Raw genomic sequence first — 24376 nt, 5'->3', positions numbered from 1 at the left:
GGGTCAGGCCTCGATCACCCGGTTGCGTCCCGCCACCTTGGCCGCGTACAGGGCCTTGTCGGCGCGGTTCACGGTCTCGGCGATGGGCTCGTCGGGGTGCCAGATGCTCAGGCCGGCCGAGAAGCTGACGCGTTCCGTGGCGCCATCGCAGGGCTCCAGTGCGGCCACGCGCGCGCGCATGCGCTCCAGCACGGCGCGGGCGTTGGCGGGCGTCGTGTTCGGCAGCATCAGCAGGAATTCCTCGCCGCCCCAGCGCGCCAGCGCGTCGCCTTCGCGCAGCTCGGCGCGCGTGGCCTGCGCGAAGTCGCGCAGCACGCTGTCGCCCGCCGCATGGCCGAAGCTGTCGTTGATCCGCTTGAAGAAGTCGATGTCGAGCACGGCGATGCAGGTCGGTCCGCGCGCGGCGTCGCGCCGGCGCTCTTCCTGCGCCAGCAGCTCGTTCATGTGGCGGCGGTTGGCCAGCTTGGTCAGCTCGTCGATGGTGGCCAGCGTGCGGATCGTGTCGAGCGCCGTCAGCAGCTCGTCCTTCTGGGTCTTCAGGCGTGCGCGCAGCTTGCTCATTTCGCCGGTCAGCAGGGTGACCGCAAGCGAGGCGACCGCCACGAACACGAAGTTCACGGCTTCGGCCGCCGGCGGAAAATGCAGCGGATCATGCGCTGCGTGCCACCACATCGTGCCGCCCATGACGGACAGGTTGAAGGCGGTCAGCATCAGGGTCTGGCGCGGACGCAGGGCGAAGACGCAGAACACGACGATGACCGGCAACCCCACCAGGGTCGCGCCGCGCAGCGGCCCGGCGATCGAATAGCCCCAGACGTGGCAGCTGATGCTGAAGATGCCCTGCAGGCCCGCCAGGATGGTCGGCGCGAGCCCGATGCGGGTGCCGATGCGCACCAGCGGGTAGAACACGGCCACGCCCGCGGCCACGTAGAGGCAGATGGCACGGGCCTGCGGCTGTCCCGCGAGCGCGGCGGGGCCGAACAACATGCCGATGACGATCGTGTACATGATGGCCGTGCCGGCCCAGTATTGCAGCATGCGGTGCAGCTTGCGGTCCGCGCCGAACAGCATGCGCGCCGCCTCGTGGCGGGTGATCATGCTCATGACCCCGCCAGTTGCGCAACGTCGCGCGGCTGGCGTTGTTGGGCCTGCAGCATCTCCGTGATGCGCTCGGCCGGCACCGGAGGGCTGAACAGATAGCCCTGCATCTCGTCGCAGTCGTTCGCCAGCAGGAAGTCGCGCTGTTCGACCGTCTCCACGCCCTCCGCGATCACGCGCAGGTGCAGGCGGTGTCCGAGCGAGATCACGGCCAGCGCGATCGCCTGGTCGTCCGAGCTGGAGGCCAGGTCGCGCACGAACGACTTGTCGATCTTGAGCGTCGAGATCGGGAACGATTTCAACGCGGACAGGCTCGAATAGCCGGTGCCGAAATCGTCGATCGACAGCGTGACGCCCATCTCCTTCAGTTCGCGCATGCGTTCGATGGCCTGGTTCAGGTCGCGCATCAGCAGGCTTTCCGTCACTTCCAGGTCCAGCGCGCAGGGCGGCAGGCCGGTGTCGCGCAGGGCGCCGGCGATGCGGTCGACGAGGCGCTTTTCCTCGAACTGGCGCGCCGACACGTTCACGGACACCGTGAGCGGATCCAGCCCCGCAGCGCGCCATAACTGGGCCTGGCGGCACGCGGTTCGCACGACCCATTCGCCCAGGCCGACGATCAGGCCCGACTCCTCCGCGAGCCCGATGAAGCGCATCGGCGGCACGATGCCGTGTTCCGGATGGCGCCAGCGGATCAGCGCTTCCACGCCGAACAAGCGGCCCGTGCGCAGGTCGACCTTCGGCTGGTACAGCAGGTGGAAGCGCCCCGCGGGGGCTTGCAACGCGGGTGCCTGGCCATCGGTGGCGTCGTGCGTCTCGTCCGCCAGCGTGGTGTCCAGCGCCCGGCGCATATCCTCCAGCATCACGAGTTTGGCCTCGACGCTGGCATTCATCTCGCGCGTGTAGAACTGGAAGTTGTTGCTGCCCAGGTCCTTGGCGCGGTACATCGCGGCGTCGGCGTTCATCATGAGGGTCTTCGGATCCTCGCCGTCGCGCGGGTACACGACGACGCCCATGCTGCAACTCACGCGCACGGCCTGGTCGCCGATCTGCACGGGTTCCGTCACGGCTTGCCGGATCTTTTCCAGCACGGGCGTGAGCGCGAGCGGGCTTTCGCCGGCGTCCGGCAGCAGGATCACGAACTCGTCGCCGCCCAGGCGGCCGAGGGTGTCCGTGCGGCGCAGGCAGGCCTCCATGCGGCTGCCCACGACCTTCAGCAATTCGTCGCCGGCGTTGTGACCGAGGCCGTCGTTGACGAGCTTGAAACCGTCCAGGTCGACGAAGGCGAGGGCGAGATGGCCGCCGTTGCGCTGGGCGTTGCGTACGGCTTGGTCCAGGCGGTCGCGGATCAGGCTGCGGTTCGGGAGGCCGGTCAGCTCGTCGTGGTGGGCCATGTGGCGGATGCGTTCCTCGGCCAGCTTGCGCTCCGTGATGTCGCGCACCATCGCGACGGCGCCGCCTTCGACGGGCACGATCTGGCGCTGCAGCCAGCGCCCGGCCGTCGGGCCGGAGGCCGCCTGCCACTCGGCCTCGATGACGCGCTGTTCGAGCACCACCTGCACGAGGTGTTCCCACATGCCGTTCGTGCGGTAATACGGCAGCGCATCGCCCAGCAGCTGGCCGCGCAGCGCCTCGCTGGCGATGCCGGTGAAGAGTTCGGAGCGGCTGTTGGAGCCCTCGACGAGGAAGTCGACGATGGTGCCGTCCGCGCCCGTCACGCTGCGCAGCACGAAGAACGCGTCCGGGCTCGCTTCCGACGCGGCCGCATAGGTCTGCTGCGCCTGGCGCTCGCGCCGGCGCGCCTTGGCCACCTGCCACGACCACGCGCTGATCATCGCGACGACGGCGACGAGCAGCGAACTCGCGGCCGTCGCGCCGACGAGGTAGGTGCCGTAGTGCTGCTCATACTGCGCCATCTGTTCGCTGTCGGCCAGGCCCACGACGGCCGTGAGCGGGAAGCCCGCCAGGCGGCGCGCGCCCGCATAGCGTTCGATGCCGTCCGGCGCCGTCGGCTGCGGGGCGAGGGCTTCCTCCCCGATGCCGTCGAGCGCGATCGGCTGGCCCCACGACACCTTGTCGCCGATGCGCACGGCGCGCGCGACACCGTCGCTGCCGACGAGCGCCAGCAGGCCCAGTTCGCCCCCGCGCGAGCGTTCGTACGAGCTGGTGAAATACGCCGGATCGACTTCGACGATGGCGACGCCGGCGAAGCGCCCGTGGCCATCCTCGATGCGGCGCGTGAAGTGCAGGTGCGGCTCGGAGCGGGTGGCGTCGCCGACGGTCTGGCTGACGAATACCCCGTGGCCGCTGCCGTTCGCGTGCACGGTGAAGTAGGGCGCGCGCGACACGTCATGCGCCGGCATGGACGGATTGCTGTCGACGATGGCGCCGTCGCGGTCCGCCACGCTGACCTGGAACACGAGGCCGGGCGGCAGCAGTTCCTCGGCGCGCAGCGTGGGCAGGGCGGCGTGGGTGCCGTTCAGTTCGACGGAATACTTGATGACCTTCAGCGTCTGGTCGATGGCGTTCAGGTTGCGCGCGACCTGCGCCTCGTACGTCTCGAGCTGCTCGCGCACTGCATCGCGCGCCGCGTCGACCGCCGCGCGCCGTTCGGTTTCGATGAAGTGGAACGTCGCGACCCAGATCGCCAGCAGCGGCAGCACGGCGAACAGCGGCAGCGCAAAATGGGTCTCGAGGGCCCGCGCGAGCCAGCGCGGACGGCAGCGGTCGGAGGCGGCGGGCGACGTCATCACTGCACCACGAGGACCGCGCGCACGCTCGCGTCGAGCGCGCTGCGTTCGATATAGCCGATCGCTTCCGGGTCGTCCGCGACCTTGCGCCGCACGGCCGCGCTGTCCGCCAGCTCGGAGGGCGGCCGGCCGCGGCCCGTGAAGACCAGCTTCGACCAGTGCGCCTTCATGAGCGCGGGGGTCTTGTTCGTCACGCGCGCATAGAACTCGTCGCGCGTCGGCGCGCCGACGCGCAGGTCGAACGGCACCGCTTCCGAGCCGTCCGGGAAGCGCACGGACTGGCCGAGGAAGATCGCGGCCACCTGGTCGGCGCGCAGCGTGGCGAGGGGATTGCGCGCGGAGACGATCACGACGAGGTCGGCCGCCGTCGCCGGTGCGCCGGCCAGGATGCCGCACAGCAGGGACGTGCCCAGCAGGCGGGAATACTTGAGCGTCGCCATGCTAGTACACGAAGTCGAGTGCGACGCTGGCCACGTGGACCGGGTGGCCTGGCACGAAGCGCGTCGTCGGGTTGATGAACGTGCCGCGCGAGCCTTCCTGCGGCGTCACACGGTCGTATTGCAGCTTGAGGGCCATGTTCGTGCGCAGGTCCCAGCGCACGCCCGCGGCCTGCGACGTCTGTTGCGGGATCGTCCACAGCAGGGTGTTCAGGCCGGCGTTCAGCGCGGCCGCTGCCGGCGCCAGCGCCGGCGGCAGGGCGGCCACCGGCAGGCCGGGATCCGTCGTCGCGCCGGCTGCGCGCACGCGCGCATACGTCGCGTACGGCGTGAACGCCCGCCAGCGCCTGCCTGCGCTGACGTAGGCGCTGCGCGTCGAGCCCAGGAAGGAATGGCCGACCGTACGGCCCGCTTCGGCCATCACGAACCACGAGCCCGGGTCGTAGTTCACGCCGATATTCGCGAGCATCATGCGCTTGTGGTCCATCTCGTAGCGCCGCGTCAGGTCCCGGCCGACGGGGCCGAACGCGTCGAACGCGTCGAACAGCCCGGCGCCGATGTCGCTGGAGATCTCGGCGCTGACCACGTTGGCGCGCACGCTGAGCGCACCCCAGTCGCTCGTGTTGGACATGCCGACGCCGCGGCGCCCGTACACGTGCAGCGGCTCGATCAGCGACACGGCGCTATGGCCATAGAACACCTGCGACGCATTGCGGACCGGTCCCACGCCCCAGCGCAGGGTGGCGTCGATGCCGTCGCTGCTCGTCACCGGGAGGACGTCATAGCCTTCGACGGGCGGGCGCACCCACGGATACGCATAGCCGACCTTGCGGTAGTCCGCGGTCAGGAAGACGGGCAGCGCGATGCGGCCGACGCGCAGCGCCAGTTCGGGCGTCGCCTGGTACTTGATGTTGGCCCATTCGACGCGCGGCCGGTAGGTGTTGTCGAGGCCTTGTTCGCTGACCACCTGCAGCACGGCCGACCAGTGGCGCGCGAGCGTGGCGTCGAGCTGCACGCCGAGGCGGCTGTCGACGTCGGTGCTCCAGCGGCGCGTGGCGCCGGCACCGTTGGCCTTGAAGACGGACGACGTGTAATCCGCCTCGCGTTCGCTCGCGTGCACGACGCCCAGCGTACCGAAGCCGGATATGCGCCAGTCCGGCTTGTCCTGGGCGCGCGCGGCACCGGCGGCGGCAAGTCCGGACAGCGAAAGAAACAGGAATTGGGCGAGGCGTTGTTGCTGCATGGGTCTCGTCGGGATCGGCCGAACGGCCGGAATTCATTCAGCCTGCGCGGACGGCAGGCACCGGGCGCAGGAAGCGCCGATCTCGACTTTAATCGGTGTGCATGCGGAAGTCGACAGCTTTTGGTCCGCGGCGGCCGATGTTCAATATCCTGTTGTGCTACGGCAACGAGGGATGGTGGTCATTTCGGCCATCCATGATGCTTGATACAACTTGCGGGGAGCGCTCGGGATCGCTCACGCCCACAGCCGTTCGCCGCCCAGATCCAGCTGGGTGAGATAGAGGCGCACGTCGAATTCGAACTGGTGGTAGTCCGGCTCCATCCAGCAGCACAGTTTATAGAACGCCTTGTCGTGGTCTTTTTCCTTCAGGTGCGCCAGTTCGTGCACGGCGATCATGCGCAGGAAGGCCGGTGGCGTGTCGCGGAACACGGTGCCGATGCGGATCTCGTGCTTGGCTTTCAAACGGCCTCCCTGCACGCGCGAGATCGCGGTATGCAGGCCAAGGGCCTGCTGGACGATGCCGATCTTGCTGTCGTACGCCACTTTCGAGACGGGCTCGGCGTTGCGCAGGTACTCGTCTTTCAGATCCTGCACGTAGCCGTACAAGGCCTTGTCGGTGCGGACGTCGTGCGCGTCGGGATAGCGCTGGCGCAGGTGGTCGGCCAGGCGGTTGTCGGCGATCAGGCGCTCGACCTGGGACAGGATGTGCGCGGGATACGCAGCCAGGTATTTGAGATGGGAAGCGGTGGACATAAGCCTGGAACTGTAGCACGTCCATGTTCCAGGCGCATCTCCCGGCAATGCGATGAGCGACCGCGCCCGGCACGGCGGCGCGGTCGGCGCTTGCGCGCTGTGGTGAGGGGAATCTTCCCGAAGTTCAAGACTCCTTGCTGCCCTGGCGGTTGCCCGCCTGGGTGCCCGCCTGGTTGCCCGATTTTGCGGCGGCGGCGGCGCGGTTGGCCGATTGCCGGCTTTCCCCGCCCTTGCGGCCGATGTCGGCCATGTGGGCGCGGTTGCGGCTGACCACTTCGCCGCCTTTCTGGCCCGCCCGGCGCGCTTCTTCCGAATCGAATTCGTGCGCCGTGCCCTTCTGGTGAGCGGCCTGGCCGCCCTTGCTGGCGATTTGACGCTGCTGGTTCTGGTCCATCGCAGCGAAACCGCGCTTGGCCGGCTGGCTTTTCTGCTCGTTGCCGCCGGCGTCGGCCGCGCTCTTGTGGCCGCCTTCCTTGCTTGTCGCCATATCGATCTCCTTGTGCCTGAACTATCAACGAGCGTTCATGGATGCGCTCGTGCGGTTAGAGAGGCAGGGGATCAAATGGTTCCGGCGGCGTGCGGTTGGTTCAATGTGCGTCGTCCGTCACCTTCAGCACCAGCTTCCCGAAGTTCTTCCCTTCGAACAGCATCGTGAGGGCGTCCGGGAAGTGATCGAGGCCTTCGACCACGTGCTCGCGGCTCTTGATCGCCCCTGCCTGCAGCCAGGCGCCGAGGCGTTGCACGCCTTCCGGATAGCGCGCCGCGTAGTCGAACACCACCATGCCTTCCATGCGCGCCCGGTTCACGAGCAGCGACAGGTAATTGGCCGGGCCGCGCACGGGCGTCGTGTTGTTGTACTGCGAGATCGCGCCGCAGATCACGATGCGCGCCTTCAGGTTGATGCGGGCCAGCACGGCGTCGAGGATGTCGCCGCCCACGTTGTCGAAATAGACGTCCACGCCCTGCGGGCAATGTTGCCTGAGTCCCGCCGGGACATCGCCCGCCTTGTAGTCGATGCACGCGTCGAACCCGAGCGCCTCGACGACGTAGCGGCATTTGTCCGGCCCCCCGGCGATGCCGACGACGCGGCAACCCAGCTGCTTCGCCACCTGGCCGACGGTCGCCCCGACGGCGCCCGCCGCGGCCGACACGACGACGGTCTCTCCCGCCTTCGGCTGGCCGATGTCCGTGAGGCCGAAGTAGGCGGTCATGCCGGGCATGCCCAGCACGTTCAGCCAGGCCGGCAGCGGGGCGAGCGCGGGATCGATCTTCATGGCCGCGGCCGCCTTCGCGTCGACGGGGCCCGTCCAGTACTGCTGCACGCCGAAGCTGCCGGTCAGGGTGTCGCCGACGGCCACGTGCGGCGAGTTCGACGCCTCGACGACGCCGATCCCGCCCGCGCGCATCACTTCGCCGATGGCGACGGGACGGATATACGACTTGCCTTCGTTCATCCAGCCGCGCATGGCCGGATCGAGCGACAGGTAGAGCACACGCACGCGCACCTCGCCGTCCTGCAGCGGCGCGAGAGCCTCCTCGGTCAGCTGCCAGTCGGTGGGCTTGGGCATGCCGACGGGGCGGGCGGCGAGGCGGAATTGGCGATTCGTTGTCATTTGCATCTCCTGTTGAAACCGGGGTCAGAGCCCGGTTTTAGGCAATTTCTTTAAATCGGGCTCTGACCCCGGTGTGGGGGAAATGCCGGGATGGCAATCCATGCGACAATGGCCGGGCTCAGTCAACCTCAACCATTCTGAAGTTTTTAGCAATGTATCCAGAATATATCCTGACCTTGTCCTGCCTGGACCACCGCGGTATCGTGCTGCGCGTCTCGGGCTTCCTGGCCGAACATGGCTGCAACATCATCGACTCGGCCCAGTTCGGCGATCCGGAATCGAAGCTGTTCTTCATGCGTATCCACTTCGCGCTGGAAGACGACGCCATTTCGGACGAATTGCTGCGCGCCGGTTTCGGCTCGCTGTGCGGGGACCTGGGCGCGGACGGCGCACTGCACGACGCCGGCGCCAAGCCGCGCGTGCTGATCATGGTGTCGAAGATCGGCCATTGCCTCAACGACCTGCTGTTCCGCTACCGCAGCGGCCTGCTGCCGGTGGAGATTCCGGCCATCGTGTCGAACCACATGGACTTCTACCAGCTCGCGGCCAGTTACAATATCCCGTTCCACCACTTGCCGCTCGAGGCCGGTGCCAGCGAATCGGCCAAGCTCGCCCAGGAGGCGCGCATCATCGACTTGCTGGATACCCACCGCATCGACCTGGTCGTGCTGGCGCGCTACATGCAGATCCTGTCGCCGGGGCTGTGCGATGCCTTGAAGGGCAGGGCGATCAATATCCACCATTCGTTCCTGCCCAGCTTCAAGGGCGCGCGTCCGTATGCGCAGGCGCATCGCCGCGGCGTCAAGCTGATCGGTGCGACGGCCCATTTCGTCACGGGCGACCTGGACGAAGGCCCGATCATCGAGCAGGACGTCGAGCGCGTCGACCACGCCATGCGCGTGGAGCAGCTGACGGCCATCGGCCGCGACGTCGAGAGCGTCGTGCTGGCCCGTGCGGTCAAGTGGTTCGTGGAACACCGTATCCTGCTGAACGGCGACAAGACCGTCGTGTTCAGCTGAACCATAAAATAAAAGGCAACACTCGAGCATGGCCCTGAAAGCAACGATTTACAAGGCAGACCTGAACATTGCGGACATGGACCGCAACTATTACCAGGAGCACGCGCTCACGATCGCGCGGCATCCTTCGGAAACCGACGAGCGCGTGATGATCCGCCTGCTCGCCTTCGCCTTGCACGCCGACCCGGCGCTCGCATACGGCAAGGACTTGTTCGACGTCGAGGAGCCCGCACTGTGGCTCAAGGACCTCACCGGTGCGATCGACCTCTGGATCGAGGTCGGCCAGCCCGACGAACGCCGCCTCATGAAGGCGGCCGGCCGGGCCGGACACGTGGTCGTGTACTGCTACAGCGCCACCAGCAACATCTGGTTCAAGGGCCTGGCCAGCAAGCTCGAACGTACCAAGAAAATTTCCATCATCAACATCCCGGCGGAAACGAGCGCCCAGCTGGAGCAGATGGCCCAGCGTTCGATGCAGCTGCAATGCACGATCCAGGACGGCCAGGTGTGGCTGACGGACGGCGAGCGCACCGTGCAGGTCGAGCGCGAAGTCCTGATGGCCGAGCGCTGATCGACTGGACAAAATGTCACAGGGGCCGCGTGCGCCAGATCGTGCATCCGCGGCTATAATCGGCACATGTCGACTATGCCGATTCGTTCGATGACAAAGCGCCTGCGTTTCGTGTGGCTGGCACTGTTCGCCGTGCTGCTGAACGCGCTCGCGCCGACGGTCTCGCATGCGCTGGCCGCCAGCCGGCCGACGATTCCGCTGGACGTCTGCAGCGTGGACGGCGGCGCCTCGTTCGCCGCCGCGGCCGCGCTGCTGGTGCAGGACGAGCATGCCGGCATGCGCGTCCTGGACGATTGCGGCTATTGCCTCGCCCACGCGGGCAGCCACGGCCTCCCGCCGCCCGTGCACCCGCCGCTCGCGCCCATGGGCGGCGCGGAAGCCCGTCCCTTCCTGTTCCATCACGCGCCCCGCCCGCTGGCCGTCTGGCTGGCGGCCGTGCCGCGCGGTCCGCCTGTCTTTGCCTGACTCTTATTTCCCTTCGCTCCATTTTTTGTCAGGTAAAGTCATGTTCAAACCATTCCTCGTGCTGGCCGCGGCCAGCCTGTTCACGTCGTCCGCCGCGTTCGCCCAGGTGACCGTCGGCGACCCGTGGATCCGCGCCACCGTGCCGGCCCAGAAGACGGGCGGCGCCTTCATGCAGTTGCGTTCGCCCAAGGCCACGCGCCTCGTCGACGTGCAAAGCCCCGTCGCGGGCCGCGCCGAAGTCCACCAGATGGCCATGGAAGGCCAGACGATGCGCATGCAAAAGGTCGACGGCATCGACCTGCCGGCCGGCCAGAGCGTCAACCTGTCGTCCGGCGGCTACCACGTCATGCTGTTCGACCTGAAGCAGCAGCTCAAGGAAGGCCAGCAGGTGCCGCTGACCTTGACCTTCGTCGGGGCCGACAGGAAGCGCGAGAACGTCACCGTGCAGGTGCCGGTCAAACCGCTGACTTACACCGCTGCTCACTGACGGAGGCCACATGAAAGCTCTCTGGATCGCTGCCTTGCTCGCGGCGCCGCTGGCGCACGCCCATATCACCGTCGCTCCGGCCACCGCGCCGGCGGGCGCCCATCAAACGCTCGTGTTCAAGGTCGGCCACGGCTGCGCCGGCAGCGCGACGACCGGCATCACGGTGCAGCTGCCGGAAGGCGTCACGGCGAAGCCGATGCCCAAGCCGGGCTGGACCATCACGCTGGCCCCGCGCGAGATCAACTGGCGCGGCGGCCCGCTGCCGGACGCGTACTACGACGAGTTCACGCTGCAGGCCAAGCTCCCCGAGGCGCCGGGGCGCCTGGTGTTCAAGGTCGGCCAGCAGTGCGAGAAGGGCCGCGTGGACTGGGCCGACGTCGCCCCCGAATCGAAGACGCCCGCGCCGGTGCTGGAAGTGCTGCCCGCCGCGATGCCGATGCACCATCACTGAGGTGCCCATGCGATTCCAACATCATCGCCTCGCGCTCGCCGCGCTGGCGTGCCTGGCGACGCACGTCCATGCGGACGACACGCACCTGGAAACCGTGGTCATCACGGGCGGCCGCCCCACGTCGCTGCCGGCGCAGATCCCGACGACGATCGAAGGCATCACGGGTGCCCAGGTCGAGGACCGGATCAACGCGGTCGACAGCGAAGACGCGCTGAAATACCTGCCCAGCCTGAACGTGCGCAAGCGCTACACGGGCGACTACGACCACGCCGTGCTCGCGAGCCGCGCGTCCGGCACGGGCAACAGCGCGCGCTCGCTCGTGTACGCGGACGGCATCCTCCTGTCCAACCTGCTCGGCAACGGCGCCACGTACACGCCGCGCTGGGGCCTCGTCACGCCGGAAGAGATCGAGCGCGTCGACGTGCTCTATGGCCCGTTCGCGGCCGCGTATCCGGGCAATTCCGTGGGTGCCGTCGTCGACTTCCAGACCCGCATGCCGACGAAGCGCGAAGCCCACGTCAAGCTGTCCGGCCATTCGCAGGGCTTCAACCTTTATCGCACGGATGACCGCTACGACGGCTGGCAGGGCAGCGCCTCGCTGGGCGACCGCAGCGGCGCGTGGTCGTACTGGATCGACGTGTCGCGCCTGGACAGCGATGCGCAGCCCATCGGGTTCGCCAATAAACTGCTGTCGGCCGGCGTGCCGGGCGGTGGCGGCATCCCGGTGACGGGCGCCGTGGCCGGCCGCAATCCGTCGAACAGGGACTGGTGGCTGATCGGCGCGACGAGTCAGACGCACACGGTACAGGACCACGCGAAATTCAAGCTCGCGTGGGACATCACGCCGCAGCTGCGCGCCAGCTACACGTTCGGCTGGTGGCGCAACGAGGCGAAGCGCGTGGCCGATTCGTATCTGCGCGATGCGGCGGGCAACCCGGTGTACACCGCAACCCGCGTCAACATCGATGGCCGCGCGTACGACGTCCGCGCGTCCGACTTCGCGCCCAGCCGCGCCACGCTGGAACACGCGATGCACGGGCTGTCGCTCAAGCGGCACAGCCGCGACGCGTTCGACTGGGAGATCGCCGCCAGCCTGTACGACTACGCGCGCGACCTCGTGCGCACGCCGACCGTGCTCGTGCCCGACGCCGACACGAACGGCGCGGGCCAGGTCACCGACATGCACGGCAGCGGCTGGAACACGCTGGCGCTGAAAGGCATCTGGCGGCCGGAAGACCACACGGTCGAATTCGGCCTGCAGTCCGACCACGCGAAGCTGCGCACGCGCGTGTTCGGCAGCGCGGGCGACTGGCTGCATGCGGGCGACGGCCGCCAGGTCTCGGTCTTCAACGGGAACACGTGGCTGGAAAGCCTGTATGCGCAGGACAACTGGCGCATCGGCGACGCGTGGCGTGCGACGGTGGGTGCCCGCTTCGAGCGGTGGCGCGCCTATGGCGGCGAATTGTCGAACGCTGTGCTGGCGGCGCCGCTGGGCTTCCCGTCACGCAGCGAGACGGCATGGTCGCCGAAGGCCGCGCTGGCGTGGCGCGTCAGTTCCGACTGGACCTTGAAGGCCTCGACGGGCCGCGCCGTGCGCAACCCGACGGCGGCCGAGCTGTTCCAGGGTTCCGTCGTCGACAATGCCATCGTCAACAGCAATCCGAACCTGAAGGCCGAGAAGTCGTGGACGAGCGAGCTGTCGGCCGAGACGCTGAACGACAAGGGTTCGCTGCGCGTCACGCTGTTCCGCGAAATGACGCGCGACGCGCTGTATTCGCAGCCGCTGCTCGTCGCCGGCGGCACGACGGTGAACACGGTGCAGAACGTGGGCCGCATCCGCACGAACGGCCTCGAAGTCGCGGCGCAGGCGGACGACGTGGGCGTGAAGGGACTCGACCTGACGGGCAGCGTCACGTTTGCCGACTCCATCATCACGGAGAACGCGGGCTTCCCGGCCAGCGTGGGCAAGTGGCAGCCCCGCGTGCCGCGCTGGCGCGCGACGATGCTGGCGACGTGGAAGGCGAACGACCACTGGACCGCGACGCTGGGGGGGCGCTACAGCGGCCGCCAGTACGGGACGCTGGACAACAGCGACCCGAACGGCGAGGCGTACATGGGGGTGTCGGACTACCTCGTGTTCGATGCGCGGGTGCGCTACCGGTTCGACCGCCACTGGAGCGCGGCGGTCGGCGTGGACAACCTCAACGACCGCACCTACTGGGCGTTTCACCCGTACACGCAGCGGACCGTCGTGGCCGAGGTGCGGTGGGACCTGTGATCAACGGGGAGAGGCGCCCAGGCGCTTCACGTTGCCCGAGCCGACCACCGAGCGGGTGACCTGCGGATCGCCGTAGTAATTGACGTCGCCGGAACCGGCCACGGTCAGGCTCAGGCTGTCGCGCACCCACAAGGTCGCGTCGCCGGAGCCGGCCACGGTGACGCTGGCGTTCTCGGTCCGCACGTGGCCCAGGTCGACGGTGCCCGAGCCGCCGATCGAGATCGACGTGCTGCGCGCCGTGCCGTCCAGCGCCTGCAGGTTGCCGCTGCCGCCGAGGGCGACGTTGACGGATTCGCCTTCCAGCTTGCGGACCTTGATGGAACCGGAGCCGCCCACGTCGAAGCGCACGCGGCTGCCGCGCACGACGTCCGCATCGATATTGCCGGAGCCGCCCAGCGCGAGACGGTCGATGTCGCGCGCCTGCACGACGACTTTCAGGTTACGGGTGCGCAGGTTCGCGTTGCGCTTGGCGCGGATCTTCAAGGTGCCGTCTTCGACGACGGTTTCGATCAGCGGCAGCAGGTTGTCGTCCGCCTCAACCGTCACGCCTTCGCGGCCGCTGCCGCTCTTGATCTCGACGTTGCCCGGCAGGGACATCGCGAGACCGCTGAAGTGGGCGACGTCGCGTGCCTGGCTTTGCACGCGGCCGCTGCCCTGCACCTGTTCGCTCCTGCTCCAGGGCCAATCGCCCGCTTCGGCCTGCGGGGCGAGGGCGATGCAGGCGAGGGCGCAGGCGGCGAGGAGGAAACGGCGGGTTTGATGGTGGGTCATGGTGGTCTCCCTGATGTGCATGGATGGTGTCGATGTGCACATCGTATGCGGGAGGCGGCGGGCGGGGTACCGGTTTGCGACAAAACGCATGAAAGCCGGACCGGAATGCACGCAGGCGGGGTGAAACGCGCAATAAATACGTCGTCCCCGCGGAGGCGGGGACCCAATTTTGCACGAGCTATCGAAACGCGTGCAGAACTCGGGTCCCCGCCTGCGCGCACTGCTGTCCGGAATAATTTTTACCGTCGAAAACAGGCCCGCCATAGGGAAAAACCGTCGTTCCCGCGAAAGCGGGAACCCATGCTGACTGCTCGAAGTCGCCTCTTTGTAGCCGACGAGGTGGAAATGAAGAACGTAGTCAGCATATTCAGCATGGATTCCCGCTTGCACGGGAATGACGATGCTATTTCTGACGGCTTTTGAAAACAATATTCCGGACACTAGTGCGCGCAAGCGGGGACGACGGTGCTTAATTTGCACGAGCTATCGAAACGCGTGCAGAACCTGGATCCACGCCTGCGCGGGGACGACGGTGCTCAAGTAGCGGGTCAGACGATTACTTCGGTAGACCAAATACCGTTCCGGTTACCGTCAGCGCCGCCTTGACCGTCTGCGCATGCCCCGGCTGCCCGCCGCCCAGGTACACGGTGTACGCCCCCGGCACGACCTTGCGCGCGCCGGCCGCGTCGACTTGCGACAGGGCACGGGCATCCAGCGCCAGCGTGACGCGCTGGCGTTCCCCGGCCTTCAGGTGGATGCGGCGGAAGCCCGCGAGGGTCGGGTTGGCGGCATCGCCCGGCTTGGCCACGTACAGCTGGACGACCTCGTCGCCGTCGCGCTTGCCCGTGTTGGCCACCTCGACGTCCACGTTCACCGGGCTGCCCGCCGCGACGGACGGCGCCGACAGCGCCGGCGTACCGTAGCGGAACGTCGTGTACGACAGGCCGTGGCCGAACGGGTACAGCACGTCGCCCTTGAAATAGCGGTAGGTGCGGCCGTCCATGCGGTAGTCGGTGAAGGCCGGCAGGCCGTCCACGCCGCGGTAGAACGTGACGGGCAGGCGGCCCGCCGGGCTGTAGTCGCCCGCGATCAGGCCGGCGACCGCGTGTCCCCCTTCGCCGCCCGGATACCAGGCCTGGACGATGGCCGGGACGTGCTTGTCGGCCCAATTGACGGACAGGGCGCTGCCGCTCATCAGCACGAGCACGGTCGGCTTGCCGGTGCCGGCGACTTGTTCCAGCAGGCGCTCCTGCGGCGCGGGCAGGTCGAGGTTCGTGCGGTCGCCGCCCGCGAAGCCGGGCACCTGCAGCTTCAGTTCCTCGCCTTCCAGGTTGGCGGACAGGCCGGCCACGAACACGACGAGGTCGGCGCGGCGCGCCAGGTCGACGGCTTCGCGGCTGGCGTCGATGGGCGTGCTCCACACGAGTTTCTGGTCGCCGCGCGCGCCGCGCTGCACCGCCTCGATCCGGATCGGATAGGTTTTACCCGCCTGCAGCTTCGCCTTGCCCGCTTCGATCGAGGGCGAGTCCGTGACGTCCCACGCATCCACGATCTGCTTGCCGTCGACCCAGATCCGATAGCCGGCATTGCTCAGGTAGCGCAGGCTGTAGTCGCCCGTGCGCGGCGCCTTCAGGTAGCCGGTCCAGCGCGCGGACGCATTGTGGCCGCCTTCCTGCCACGCGGCGCGGGCATTCTTTTCGACGGCACCCTGCGCGGTGCCCGCCAGGTCCGGTCCCTCGAAATGCTCGGCCTTCAGGCCCGGCGTGCGGCACGCGGCGTCGACGCACAGGTTCGCGTCCGGCACGGGCGGTTCCGCCGGTCCGACGAGGCCCGTGCCCGGCGCATATACCACCTTCGCATCGGGGAAGCGGGCGCGGATGCCGGCCAGCACCGTCACCGGATGCGACGGCTGGCCGTTGTAGTTGCCGACCAGCGCATCCTCGCTGTCCGCGTTCGGGCCGATGACGGCGATGGTCTTCGGCGTCTTCTTCAACGGCAGCAGGCCGTCGTTCTTCAGCAGCACCATCGCCTCTTGCGCCGTCTTCAGCGCGACGGCGCGGTGGGCCGGGGTGTCGTTGTCGGTCGGCTTGATGGCGGCGTACGCCTGCGGCGGGTTCGCATCGAGCAAGCCCAGGCGGATGCGGTATTCGAACAGGCGCACGAGCGCGCGGTCGACGACGGCTTCCTTCAATTCGCCCTGGCGCACGGCGTTGACGATGGGACCGGCCTCGGTCGTCATCTTGTTGCGGTAGTCGCCGCAGATCAGGTCCATGCCCGCGCTGAACGACGCGGCCACGGCCTGCTCGGGCGTCTTCGTGTAGTGCAGGCTGTCGTCGCGGTAGATGTTGGCGGCCGCGCCGCAGTCGGACACGACGAAGCCCTTGAACCCCCAGGCGCGGCGCAGGTGCTGTTCCATCAGGTCGTCGCTGGCGCACGCGGGGATGCCGTTGACGGCGTTGTACGCGCACATGACGGACGCCACCTTGCCCTCCGTGACGGTGGCGCGGAACGCCGGCAAATACGTGTCCTCGAGGTCGTGCGGGGACGGGTGGACGTCTTCGCGGTGGCGGTTCGATTCCGGCCCGCTGTGCACCGCGAAGTGCTTGGCGGTCGCGATGGTCTTGAACGATTGCGCGTCGTCGCCCTGCAGGCCGTGGATGAAGTTGATGGCGATGCGCGACGTCAGGTACGGGTCTTCGCCATAGGTCTCCTGGCCGCGGCCCCAGCGCGGGTCGCGGAAGATGTTGATGTTGGGCGACCACACGGTGAGGCCGCGGTACCAGTCCGTGCCGCCGTCCGGTGCGCGCGTGGCGAGGTATTTGGCGCGGAACTCGGTCGCGATGACGTCGCCCACGTCGTGCATCAGCCCCTCGTCCCACGTCGCGGCCATGCCGACGGCCTGCGGGAACACGGTCGCATAGCCGGCGCGCGCGACGCCGTGCAGGCCCTCGTTCCACCAGTTGTATTTCGGGATTTTCAAACGCGGGATCGCGGGGGCGTCGTTGCCCAGCTGTGCCGCTTTTTCCTCGAGCGTCATCTGGGCGACGAGGCCGGCGGCGCGGGCCGCGGGATCCTGCTGGGCCAGTGCGGGTGCCGTGGTGAGCAGGGCAGCCAGCGCCAGCGGCGCGAGCGCAAACGGGATGTGGCGAGTCATCGTAGTCTCCTGTTATAAATTTTCGAAGATGCTAACACGGAAATGTCGTGCGCTAACAATCGAAACGATGTGGCGGCCAAGGCACGCTCGAAGCTTGGTGTTAGAAAAAATATCTTTCCAGTTGGAATTTTGACAGGATGCCGGTTTTATAATGAATGGATCGCTCATCCGAGCCCGTTTGCCATTCGACGCATGATGGAATACCACCAGTCCTCGCAGATTCCCACCCTGTCGTATATCGAAAACGAAGACCATCCGGTGTTCGGCACCCTGGTCGAGCAGATATTGCACCTGCTGAATTCGAAGCTGGTGTTTTCGGACATCATCATCCACCAGAACAGTCCGTTGATGCTCCGGCAGCCGAAGGGTCTCGTCGCGGTGACGGACTCGCCCATCACGAAGGAAGAGCTGGAAGAGTTCTTCGACGTCATCGAGCCGAACTGGGCCGAGCGTATCGCCGACCGCGCCTTCGACCGCTCGATCGACCTGCACACGGCGCGCATCCGCGCCAACTGCTTCAGCTTCCAGGGCAAGAAGCGCCTGGGCTGCGTGATCCGCCGCTTCCCGAAGGAGCCGCTGGCGCTGGACACGCTCGGCCTGCACGCCGACGAGCGCGAATTCGCGCGCCTGACCAGTGGCCTCGTGCTGATCATCGGCGACACGTGTCAGGGCAAGTCGACGACGATCGCGTCCATGCTCGACGAGATCAACAAGCAGCGCTCGGGCCACATCATCACCATCGAGGATCCGGTCGAAACCCTGATCCCGCAGCGCAAATGCATCATCACGCAGCGCGAGGTGGGTGTCGACGGTGACGTCGAAAGCTATTACCTCGGCGCGCTGGACGCGCTGCGCGAGCGTCCGGACGTGATCGTCATCGGCGAGATCCGCGATGCGCAGACCGCGCAGGAAGCGCTGGCGCTGGCCGAATCCGGCCCGCTCGTGCTGGCGACCTTGCACGCGCGCTCGACGGAACTGGGCCTGCAAAAGATGCTGCGCCTGCTGGGCAATTCGGAAGCGCAAAACCAGGCCCTCGCGCACGCGCTGCGCGGCGTGCTGTGCCAGGCGCTGCTGCCGTCGAAGCAGGGCAACCGCTACCACCTGGCCACGGAATGCCTGACCATCAATCCGGCCGTCGCGACGATGATCGAAGAGGGCGACCTGGGCGCCATCCGCGCGCACATGAACGCGGGACGCGGACCCGGGTGCCACACGATGAACAGCGTGCTGGAAGCGCTGCTGGCCACGCACGTGGTCGGCGTGGACGAGGCGCGCGCGGCGACGACGGACCGGATCGGGTTTGCGGAGATGGTGTGACGGGCGTCAGCCCACGATGTGTTCCTTGATGAGTGCGGCCATGCGCTTGCAGGCCATGGAGGGCGTCGCCGCGCCGCTGTACAGCGCGAGCCGGATGGCGGGCAGCGCCGGCAAGCCATCGAGCACGTGCACGTCGCCCGGCAATCCCAGGCTGGTCCGCACCGTCACGCCGAGCCCCGCCGCGACCGCGGCCCAGATGCCCGCCAGGCTGGCGCTCGTGTAAACGATGCGCCAGGGGATGCCGGCCCGGTCGAGCGCGTCGGTCGCCGCCTTGCGCATCAGGCAGGGCGCCTGCAGCGCGACGAGGCGCACCGGTTCGACGGCGGGGTCTTGCGTCGCCGGCCCGATCCAGCGCATGGGATAGTCGCCCAGCAAATCCACGTACGGCAGGTCCACGCCCGTGTGCCACGCGAGCGCGAGGTCGATCTTCCCGGCCTGCAGTTGCGCGATGAGTTCGCTGTTGCGGGCGATGACGGCTTCGATCTGCAAGTCCGGATGGCTGCGCATGAAGCGGCCGAGGACATTCGACAGCAGGCGTTCGCCGAAATCTTCCTGCAGTCCCAGCCTGACCGTGCCTTCGAGGTCCAGGCCGGCCAGCGCCGTGCGCGCCTCGTCGTTCAGGTCGAGAATGCGGCGCGCATAACCGAGCAGTGTTTCGCCGGCCGCCGTGAGTTCCAGGCCGCGCCCGGATTTGCGCAGCAGGTCCGTGCCGGCCTGTCCTTCCAGCTTCTTCATCTGCATGCTGATGGCCGACGTCGACCGTCCGAGCCGGTCGGCCGCCTTCGCGAAGCTCCCGAGATCCACACCTTCGCAAAAGCTGCGCAGCGCGTCCATGTCGAAATTCGTGCGGCCCATGATCATCCCGTTTTGGTGAAGTGTCACTTCAAATATATTCGATTTTCGAAATTATCGTGCGCTTCTATCATGGCCTGGTCAACCAAAAAGGAGCAAACGATGACGACTTTGACAGGCATGGGCCGGCGGGCCCTCGGTGCCGTTCCCGCGCTGGCCGATCTCTCGGACCGCGTGCTGTTCGGCGAAGTGTGGGAGCGGGACGCATTGAACAAACGGGACCGCAGCCTCGTGACGGTCGCCTGCCTGGTCGCGCTGTGCCGCGACGGGCAACTGCCGTTCCACCTGCAGACCGCGCTCGACAACGGCGTCACCCGGGTCGAGCTGGAAGAAGTCGTGACGCACCTGGCCTTCTATGCGGGCTGGCCCGCAGCCGCCACCGCCGCGCGCCTGCTCGGCGATCTGAAGTGAGGAGGCCGTCATGCCCTTCGTCCGCATCTCCCTGCGCCGCGGCAAACCGCGCGACTACCTGCGCGCCGTATCCGACGCCGTGCACCAGGCGCTCGTCGACGCCTTCCGCATCCCCGTCGCGGACCGCTTCCACGCCATCCACCAGCACGACCCTGAGGAACTGATCTTCGACCGCGATTACCTCGGCGGCCCGCGCAGCGACGATTTCGTCCTCGTCTGCGTCACCGGCGGCAAGCCGCGCGACGCCGAGACCAAGCAGGCGTTCTACCGGCGCCTCGCCGACCTGCTGGCCCATTCGCCCGGGCTGCGGCCGGAAGACCTGATGGTCATCGTCCAGACGACGGACTACGCCGACTGGTCGTTCAGCAACGGCATCGCGGCGCCGCTGGCGGAGCAGAAAACATGATCGCCATGCAGTACCGCTTCCCGCTGCCCGCCGATTACGACATGGGGATCATCGACCGGCGCATCGCGGACAAAGGCCACCTGATGGACGGCTTTCCAGGGCTGCTGTTCAAGGCCTATCTCAGCGCGCGCAAGACGGGGCCGGCGCACGACAATGCGTACGCGCCGTTCTACGTCTGGAACACGGTCGACGGGATGCACGCGTTCCTGAACGGCCCCGGATTCGCGGGCGTGGCGCAGGCGTTCGGCCGGCCGTCGGTGGCGACGTGGCTCGTGTGGCAGGCGCGATGTGCGCCGGGCTTCGAGCATGCGCGCTTCGCGTCCGTCGAGCGGCGGACGATTCCGCCCGGGGCCGACCTGGAAGCGTTGCGCAGGGCGGAGACGGCCGACGGCGGCCGCGCGCTCGCGGTGGTCGTCGGCTACGAGCCGGGGACGTGGACGCTGGTGCGCTTCCGCCTGTGGGACAGCGAGCCGGTGGCCGACGCCGCGACGCTGGTCTATGCGGTCGGCCACGTGTCCACGGCTAGCCGATGACGTTCATCTCGCTCTCGTCTTCCGTATAGCGCACGGGCGCCAGCCCGTGGCTGGCGATGAGCGCCTGCACGGTCGTCGGGCCTGTGGGCTCGATGCCTTCGTGCGCGAGGACCTGGTCGAGCATCTCCGCCTCGCTGATGCGGCCGGGCGTGGTGAATTCCAGCGGTTCCTCGTTGTTGCGGTACCAGACGCGATAGTTCGGCATATCGTTCTCCTTGTGATGGGGGTTACCCGTGCCGGAGGATCGCAATGATCTCGGCCCCGACGACGAGGCTGCAGATCACCGTGACATGCACCGTCATCAGCACGAGGGATCGCCCAACGGCGGCCAATCTGCCGCCGCCGTAGACAGTATGCATCGCGGCGGGCACATAGGCCACGATCCACGCGACGGGCAGTAGCTGCACAATATCCCAGGCCGACACGAGGGCGAAGTTCCCTTGGGCCGCGCAGGCGATCAGCCAGCCCAGATTGCCCGGTATGACGATCATCACGCTGGCGAGCACGAATGCAAACGCCGTGGTGTGCAGGGCGAAGACGAGATGGTCGCCGTAGTGGCGGCGCGAGCGCCACCAGATCAGCTTGAGATAACCGGCGAACAGCGGGAGCGCGCCGATCAGCATGTAGGGCAGGTTGGCCAGGAAACCGTGGTTGACGATGTCGGCCTGTTCTTCCGGCGCGGCAGCCATGAAGCGCTGGGCGTTCTTTGCCCATGTCCGGTCGACACTGCCGAGCGTCATGAGCGCTTGCCCCACCGTGTGCGTCCCACTGTCCGACCTGCCTTTGATGGACAGCGCCGCGACAGGGAATGTACCGTCGTCTCTCGCCAGACCGGGCATCGCGTGGCTGTAGGTGGCGCCGAACGACCGGTCGTCGAACGTGACTTGGGGAAGGTCGACGCCATACAGTTTGATCAGCCCGAACATCACCAGGCTCAGCGTCAGATACAGGCGCAAAGGGTCGATGTAGGGCACGCGCCGTCCGCGCAGGAAATCCACCGTCAATTGACCCGGCCTGGACATCAGCAGGCGCAGCGTACGCCATAACCTGCCTTCCAGCGCCACGTAATGACCGATGAACTCATGGATGAACTCCCCCGCCGACGGCGAGTGGACGGTGAGTGTCTCGCCGCACAGGGAACAAAATCGATCCCGGGCGTTGGCCTGGCAGTTGGGACAGCGGCGTGGCGCGTTGTGTTCCGCGCCGTGGTGATGCACGATTTCAAGGCTGGGTTTCAAACGGTCTGACTCCTCGGGCAATATCCCCGCAAGGTTACACGACCGATGCCGATGCAAAATGCGTGAATTCTCACGCGGCCGCGGCTCAGTCCAGCGGCACCGCCCGCCACCGGTTGACTTCCGGCGGCGTGACGTCCGGTGCCGCATTGCCCCAGCTATTCCGTACATAGGTCACGACAGCCGCCACCTCCGCGTCGTCCAGCAGGGGACTGTACGGCGGCATGCCGAACGGCCGCGGATTCCCCACGGTCGTGGGCGGGAAGCCGCCGTTCAGCACGATGCGGATGGCGTTCACCGGATCGATCATCGTCAACGCGCCATTGCCGGCCAGCGGCGGATACGCGGGATGACCGGCGACGCTCGTGCCGCGGCCGTCGCTGCCGTGGCAGTCGGCGCAGTGGTGTTCGTACAGCTTCCTGCCCGCCTTCATGATCTCCTCGGGCGGCGGCGTGATTGGCCGCCGCGGCGACGGATCGGCCGGCAGCGATTTCAGATACGTCGCCATCGCCCCCGCATCCGCATCGGTCAGGTATTGCAGGCTTTGTCCCACGACTTCCGCCATCGGCCCGAACACGGCGCCGCGCGGCGCGACGCCCGTCCGCAGCAGCTGCACGATGTGCGCCTGGTCCCAGTTGCCGAGACCCGCCTCGTTGTCGGCGTCCAGTGCGGGCGCGTACCAGCCGACGATCGGAATGTGGCCGCCGGACAGCCGGGAGCCCGTCGCGCCGAGGCCGTTGCGCGGGCTGTGGCAGGCGCCGCAATGGCCCAGGCCTTCGACGAGGTAGGCGCCCCGGTTCCACTCGGCGCCTTTCGATGGCTGCGGCGCGTACACGCCCGGCTTGAAATACAGCAGGCGCCAGCCGGCCAGCACGATCTGGCGGTCGTACGGGAAGCGTAATGCGTGCGCGCGATTTTGCTGGTTCACGGGCGCGAGGCTGCGCAGCCAGGCGTACAGGGCGTCGGCGTCGTCGCGCGTGACCTTCGTCGTGTTCGTGTACGGGAAGGCCGGGTACAGCAAGCGTCCGCCTTTCCCGATGCCGTTGTGCAGGGCATTCCAGAAATCGTCCGCGGTCCAGGCGCCGATGCCCGTCTGCGCATCCGGCGTGATGTTCGGCGCGTAGACGGTGCCGAACGGCGTGGCGAGTCCCCGTCCGCCTGCATACGGCGTGCCGCCGCGCGCGGTGTGGCACGCCATGCAGTCGCCGGCGCGGGCGAGATAGGCGCCGCGGGCGATGTTGGCGGGTGTGGCCGCCCACGCTGCCTGCGCGCGCGACGGGATGAATTCGGCGCGCGGCCACGCGACGAACACGGCGGCCAGCGCCGCCACGACGAGGACCAGGATGACGACGCGCTTCATGGCCGCCGCTCCGGTTCGCTGCCGCATGCGAGCGGCATCGGGTGGTTCACGTCGGGCGCGGGCGTGGCATCGTCCGGCACCGGTTCGCTCGCGAGCCAGCCCGAGATGGCGGCCACGTCCGCCAGCGACAGGCGCCCGGCGATCGTCGCCATGCAGTCGGGGACGTGGGCGCGGCGGGTGCCGTTCCGCCAGGCGCCGAACTGGGCGTTGATGTAGTCGCGCGGCAGGCCCAGCAGGCCCGGGATGGCGGGCAGGGCGCCCGTCAGGCGCTGGCCGTGGCATGCGATGCAGGCCGGCACCTTCAACGTGGCGTCGCCGCGCGTGACGAGTTCATGGCCCCGTTCCAGCTGGCCCGCCGGCAGGCTGGCGCGCGCCAGCACGGGCGTGGGCACGTGCTGCGTCGAGAACCATGTCGCGATCTCGCGCAGGTAATCGTCGGACATGTGCTCGACCATGTAGGTCATCAACGGGTACTGGCGGCGCCCCGCGCGGAAGTTCTGCAACTGGTTGTACAGGTAGCCGGCCGGCTTGCCGGCGATGCGCGGGTAGTAGTTCGGACCCGACGCCGGCTGCGGCGCCGGCGCGGACGCGCTGCCGTGGCACGACGTGCACGCGGCCACGCGGCGTTCCAGCGTGTCCGGTACGGCTTGCTGGGCCCGTGCCGGCGCCGCGTGCAAGCTTGCCAGCAATAGCAATGGCAACAGCGGGGCGGGGCGCAAATACATGACGTTCCTGTGGTCGACGAGAAAGTACAAGCGGCATGATACCGCGTCGACTTGAACTTCACGCAATCTTTTGAGAATGTTAACTAGCGCGCGTCCTGGAACGTGCGCAGGTAAGCCAGCAGCGCGGCCATCTCTTTTTCGTCGTGGATGCCCCAGAAGCGCATCTTGGTGCCCGGTACCATCTTGTCCGGATCGCGCAGGTAGGCGGCCAGCGTGCGTTCATCCCACACGATGCCCGCTGCCTTCATCGCATCGGAATATTTGAAATCGGGCGTGCTGCCGGCGCGGCGGCCGAACAGGCCGTTCAGCTGCGGCCCGAAGCCGCCGTGGGCGTTCGGACCGATCTGGTGGCAGGACGCGCACGGCTTGAAGACGGTCGCGCCGTCGACCGGACCCTCGTGGCGCGAGCAGCCGGCCAGCAGGAGCAGCAACACGACGAGCCGGCGCATG

The 24376-nt window shown here is 67.7% G+C and carries 25 protein-coding genes; 10 read left to right on the top strand and 15 right to left on the bottom strand.

The window, feature by feature from the left end:
• Positions 1-3 precede the first annotated feature (3 nt).
• The 7 genes from ACEN9H_RS20795 to ACEN9H_RS20765 form a co-directional block, all read right to left on the bottom strand.
• On the bottom strand, positions 4-1104 hold the full coding sequence (locus ACEN9H_RS20795) for a diguanylate cyclase domain-containing protein (protein WP_413671928.1): 1101 nt from the start codon (positions 1102-1104) through the stop codon (positions 4-6).
• Positions 1101-3845 carry an EAL domain-containing protein gene (locus ACEN9H_RS20790; protein ID WP_413671927.1) on the bottom strand — a complete coding sequence of 915 codons (2745 nt, stop codon included), beginning with the start codon at positions 3843-3845 and terminating at the stop codon, positions 1101-1103. Before ACEN9H_RS20790 ends, ACEN9H_RS20795 begins: the two co-directional genes overlap by 4 nt.
• Positions 3845-4285 (bottom strand): phosphate ABC transporter substrate-binding protein, encoded by a 441-nt coding sequence (locus ACEN9H_RS20785; protein WP_413671926.1) that lies wholly within the window; start codon positions 4283-4285, stop codon positions 3845-3847. Before ACEN9H_RS20785 ends, ACEN9H_RS20790 begins: the two co-directional genes overlap by 1 nt.
• Before the next feature lies 1 nt (position 4286).
• Positions 4287-5525, bottom strand: coding sequence for a porin (locus ACEN9H_RS20780; protein ID WP_413671925.1), 1239 nt, complete (start codon positions 5523-5525; stop codon positions 4287-4289).
• Positions 5526-5759: 234 nt separating this feature from the next.
• Positions 5760-6278, bottom strand: coding sequence for a YgjP-like metallopeptidase domain-containing protein (locus ACEN9H_RS20775; protein WP_056127573.1), 519 nt, complete (start codon positions 6276-6278; stop codon positions 5760-5762).
• A gap of 124 nt (positions 6279-6402) precedes the next feature.
• A complete protein-coding gene (locus tag ACEN9H_RS20770) occupies positions 6403-6765 on the bottom strand; it encodes a KGG domain-containing protein (RefSeq protein WP_056127576.1) in 363 nt (120 codons plus the stop codon).
• Between the two features lie 100 nt (positions 6766-6865).
• Entirely contained in the window at positions 6866-7897 is a 1032-nt protein-coding gene (locus tag ACEN9H_RS20765) for an NADP-dependent oxidoreductase (RefSeq protein ID WP_413671924.1), read from the bottom strand.
• Between the two features lie 146 nt (positions 7898-8043).
• On the opposite strand from ACEN9H_RS20765, the gene purU reads away from it, so the two are divergent.
• From purU to ACEN9H_RS20735, 6 genes are all read left to right on the top strand, one after another.
• Positions 8044-8910, top strand: a complete 867-nt coding sequence (gene purU / locus ACEN9H_RS20760) for a formyltetrahydrofolate deformylase (RefSeq protein WP_413671923.1) — start codon at positions 8044-8046, stop codon at positions 8908-8910.
• Positions 8911-8938: 28 nt separating this feature from the next.
• Positions 8939-9481: a YaeQ family protein gene (locus ACEN9H_RS20755; RefSeq protein ID WP_413671922.1), complete on the top strand. Its 543-nt coding sequence runs from the start codon at positions 8939-8941 to the stop codon at positions 9479-9481.
• A 90-nt stretch (positions 9482-9571) separates the two neighbouring features.
• Positions 9572-9946 carry a DUF2946 domain-containing protein gene (locus ACEN9H_RS20750; protein WP_413671921.1) on the top strand — a complete coding sequence of 125 codons (375 nt, stop codon included), beginning with the start codon at positions 9572-9574 and terminating at the stop codon, positions 9944-9946.
• Between the two features lie 40 nt (positions 9947-9986).
• Positions 9987-10433: a copper chaperone PCu(A)C gene (locus tag ACEN9H_RS20745; protein ID WP_413671920.1), complete on the top strand. Its 447-nt coding sequence runs from the start codon at positions 9987-9989 to the stop codon at positions 10431-10433.
• A 10-nt stretch (positions 10434-10443) separates the two neighbouring features.
• Positions 10444-10884: a YcnI family protein gene (locus ACEN9H_RS20740; protein WP_371766217.1), complete on the top strand. Its 441-nt coding sequence runs from the start codon at positions 10444-10446 to the stop codon at positions 10882-10884.
• A gap of 7 nt (positions 10885-10891) precedes the next feature.
• Positions 10892-13162 carry a TonB-dependent receptor gene (locus ACEN9H_RS20735; RefSeq protein ID WP_413671919.1) on the top strand — a complete coding sequence of 757 codons (2271 nt, stop codon included), beginning with the start codon at positions 10892-10894 and terminating at the stop codon, positions 13160-13162.
• Here ACEN9H_RS20735 and ACEN9H_RS20730 read toward each other — a convergent pair whose 3' ends face one another.
• Positions 13163-13933 carry a head GIN domain-containing protein gene (locus ACEN9H_RS20730; protein ID WP_371769972.1) on the bottom strand — a complete coding sequence of 257 codons (771 nt, stop codon included), beginning with the start codon at positions 13931-13933 and terminating at the stop codon, positions 13163-13165.
• A gap of 556 nt (positions 13934-14489) precedes the next feature.
• Complete coding sequence (locus ACEN9H_RS20725) at positions 14490-17087, bottom strand: glycoside hydrolase family 3 C-terminal domain-containing protein (RefSeq protein ID WP_413671918.1); 2598 nt, start codon at positions 17085-17087, stop codon at positions 14490-14492.
• A gap of 195 nt (positions 17088-17282) precedes the next feature.
• Between ACEN9H_RS20725 and ACEN9H_RS20720 the strand changes: the two genes are divergently transcribed.
• Positions 17283-18404, top strand: a complete 1122-nt coding sequence (locus ACEN9H_RS20720) for a type IV pilus twitching motility protein PilT (RefSeq protein WP_413675614.1) — start codon at positions 17283-17285, stop codon at positions 18402-18404.
• 6 nt (positions 18405-18410) lie between these two features.
• On the opposite strand, the gene ACEN9H_RS20715 is transcribed toward ACEN9H_RS20720, so the two are convergent.
• Entirely contained in the window at positions 18411-19259 is an 849-nt protein-coding gene (locus ACEN9H_RS20715; RefSeq protein WP_413671917.1) for a LysR substrate-binding domain-containing protein, read from the bottom strand.
• A 99-nt stretch (positions 19260-19358) separates the two neighbouring features.
• Between ACEN9H_RS20715 and ACEN9H_RS20710 the strand changes: the two genes are divergently transcribed.
• From ACEN9H_RS20710 to ACEN9H_RS20700, 3 genes are read left to right on the top strand one after another with little or no spacing between them, the layout of a single operon-like run.
• A complete protein-coding gene (locus ACEN9H_RS20710; RefSeq protein ID WP_056127613.1) occupies positions 19359-19667 on the top strand; it encodes a carboxymuconolactone decarboxylase family protein in 309 nt (102 codons plus the stop codon).
• 10 nt (positions 19668-19677) lie between these two features.
• Positions 19678-20073, top strand: a complete 396-nt coding sequence (locus ACEN9H_RS20705; RefSeq protein ID WP_413671916.1) for a tautomerase family protein — start codon at positions 19678-19680, stop codon at positions 20071-20073.
• On the top strand, positions 20070-20606 hold the full coding sequence (locus ACEN9H_RS20700; RefSeq protein WP_413671915.1) for a DUF4865 family protein: 537 nt from the start codon (positions 20070-20072) through the stop codon (positions 20604-20606). Before ACEN9H_RS20705 ends, ACEN9H_RS20700 begins: the two co-directional genes overlap by 4 nt.
• On the opposite strand, the gene ACEN9H_RS20695 is transcribed toward ACEN9H_RS20700, so the two are convergent.
• The 5 genes from ACEN9H_RS20695 to ACEN9H_RS20675 form a co-directional block, all read right to left on the bottom strand.
• Positions 20596-20811 (bottom strand): hypothetical protein, encoded by a 216-nt coding sequence (locus ACEN9H_RS20695; protein ID WP_371769966.1) that lies wholly within the window; start codon positions 20809-20811, stop codon positions 20596-20598. The two genes, ACEN9H_RS20700 and ACEN9H_RS20695, sit on opposite strands and share 11 nt — an antisense overlap.
• A 22-nt stretch (positions 20812-20833) precedes the next feature.
• Positions 20834-21844 (bottom strand): DUF3667 domain-containing protein, encoded by a 1011-nt coding sequence (locus tag ACEN9H_RS20690; RefSeq protein WP_413671914.1) that lies wholly within the window; start codon positions 21842-21844, stop codon positions 20834-20836.
• 85 nt (positions 21845-21929) lie between these two features.
• Positions 21930-23201: a c-type cytochrome gene (locus tag ACEN9H_RS20685; RefSeq protein WP_413671913.1), complete on the bottom strand. Its 1272-nt coding sequence runs from the start codon at positions 23199-23201 to the stop codon at positions 21930-21932.
• Positions 23198-23926: a c-type cytochrome gene (locus ACEN9H_RS20680; RefSeq protein ID WP_413671912.1), complete on the bottom strand. Its 729-nt coding sequence runs from the start codon at positions 23924-23926 to the stop codon at positions 23198-23200. Before ACEN9H_RS20680 ends, ACEN9H_RS20685 begins: the two co-directional genes overlap by 4 nt.
• Positions 23927-24009: 83 nt before the next feature.
• A complete protein-coding gene (locus tag ACEN9H_RS20675; protein WP_413671911.1) occupies positions 24010-24375 on the bottom strand; it encodes a c-type cytochrome in 366 nt (121 codons plus the stop codon).
• Position 24376 lies beyond the last annotated feature (1 nt).

It is taken from the genome of Massilia cellulosiltytica, assembly GCF_047325105.1.
Taxonomy (GTDB): Bacteria; Pseudomonadota; Gammaproteobacteria; order Burkholderiales; family Burkholderiaceae_D; genus Telluria; species Telluria orientalis.
This window is presented reverse-complemented; position numbering and strand designations above follow the sequence as displayed.

What these genes read in the sequence shown, in the direction of transcription:
- ACEN9H_RS20780 (WP_413671925.1), bottom strand. Translation starts at nt 5,525, where the DNA reads ATGCAGCAACAACGCCTCGCCCAATTCCTGTTTCTTTCGCTGTCCGGA.
- ACEN9H_RS20735 (WP_413671919.1), top strand. Translation starts at nt 10,892, where the DNA reads ATGCGATTCCAACATCATCGCCTCGCGCTCGCCGCGCTGGCGTGCCTG.
- ACEN9H_RS20790 (WP_413671927.1), bottom strand. Translation starts at nt 3,845, where the DNA reads ATGACGTCGCCCGCCGCCTCCGACCGCTGCCGTCCGCGCTGGCTCGCG.
- ACEN9H_RS20775 (WP_056127573.1), bottom strand. Translation starts at nt 6,278, where the DNA reads ATGTCCACCGCTTCCCATCTCAAATACCTGGCTGCGTATCCCGCGCAC.
- ACEN9H_RS20765 (WP_413671924.1), bottom strand. Translation starts at nt 7,897, where the DNA reads ATGCAAATGACAACGAATCGCCAATTCCGCCTCGCCGCCCGCCCCGTC.
- ACEN9H_RS20750 (WP_413671921.1), top strand. Translation starts at nt 9,572, where the DNA reads ATGACAAAGCGCCTGCGTTTCGTGTGGCTGGCACTGTTCGCCGTGCTG.
- ACEN9H_RS20720 (WP_413675614.1), top strand. Translation starts at nt 17,283, where the DNA reads ATGGAATACCACCAGTCCTCGCAGATTCCCACCCTGTCGTATATCGAA.
- ACEN9H_RS20725 (WP_413671918.1), bottom strand. Translation starts at nt 17,087, where the DNA reads ATGACTCGCCACATCCCGTTTGCGCTCGCGCCGCTGGCGCTGGCTGCC.
- ACEN9H_RS20740 (WP_371766217.1), top strand. Translation starts at nt 10,444, where the DNA reads ATGAAAGCTCTCTGGATCGCTGCCTTGCTCGCGGCGCCGCTGGCGCAC.
- ACEN9H_RS20730 (WP_371769972.1), bottom strand. Translation starts at nt 13,933, where the DNA reads ATGACCCACCATCAAACCCGCCGTTTCCTCCTCGCCGCCTGCGCCCTC.
- ACEN9H_RS20795 (WP_413671928.1), bottom strand. Translation starts at nt 1,104, where the DNA reads ATGAGCATGATCACCCGCCACGAGGCGGCGCGCATGCTGTTCGGCGCG.
- ACEN9H_RS20770 (WP_056127576.1), bottom strand. Translation starts at nt 6,765, where the DNA reads ATGGCGACAAGCAAGGAAGGCGGCCACAAGAGCGCGGCCGACGCCGGC.
- ACEN9H_RS20705 (WP_413671916.1), top strand. Translation starts at nt 19,678, where the DNA reads ATGCCCTTCGTCCGCATCTCCCTGCGCCGCGGCAAACCGCGCGACTAC.
- ACEN9H_RS20675 (WP_413671911.1), bottom strand. Translation starts at nt 24,375, where the DNA reads ATGCGCCGGCTCGTCGTGTTGCTGCTCCTGCTGGCCGGCTGCTCGCGC.
- ACEN9H_RS20785 (WP_413671926.1), bottom strand. Translation starts at nt 4,285, where the DNA reads ATGGCGACGCTCAAGTATTCCCGCCTGCTGGGCACGTCCCTGCTGTGC.
- ACEN9H_RS20680 (WP_413671912.1), bottom strand. Translation starts at nt 23,926, where the DNA reads ATGTATTTGCGCCCCGCCCCGCTGTTGCCATTGCTATTGCTGGCAAGC.
- ACEN9H_RS20745 (WP_413671920.1), top strand. Translation starts at nt 9,987, where the DNA reads ATGTTCAAACCATTCCTCGTGCTGGCCGCGGCCAGCCTGTTCACGTCG.
- ACEN9H_RS20695 (WP_371769966.1), bottom strand. Translation starts at nt 20,811, where the DNA reads ATGCCGAACTATCGCGTCTGGTACCGCAACAACGAGGAACCGCTGGAA.
- ACEN9H_RS20715 (WP_413671917.1), bottom strand. Translation starts at nt 19,259, where the DNA reads ATGGGCCGCACGAATTTCGACATGGACGCGCTGCGCAGCTTTTGCGAA.
- ACEN9H_RS20710 (WP_056127613.1), top strand. Translation starts at nt 19,359, where the DNA reads ATGACGACTTTGACAGGCATGGGCCGGCGGGCCCTCGGTGCCGTTCCC.
- ACEN9H_RS20685 (WP_413671913.1), bottom strand. Translation starts at nt 23,201, where the DNA reads ATGAAGCGCGTCGTCATCCTGGTCCTCGTCGTGGCGGCGCTGGCCGCC.
- ACEN9H_RS20755 (WP_413671922.1), top strand. Translation starts at nt 8,939, where the DNA reads ATGGCCCTGAAAGCAACGATTTACAAGGCAGACCTGAACATTGCGGAC.
- ACEN9H_RS20700 (WP_413671915.1), top strand. Translation starts at nt 20,070, where the DNA reads ATGATCGCCATGCAGTACCGCTTCCCGCTGCCCGCCGATTACGACATG.
- purU (WP_413671923.1), top strand. Translation starts at nt 8,044, where the DNA reads ATGTATCCAGAATATATCCTGACCTTGTCCTGCCTGGACCACCGCGGT.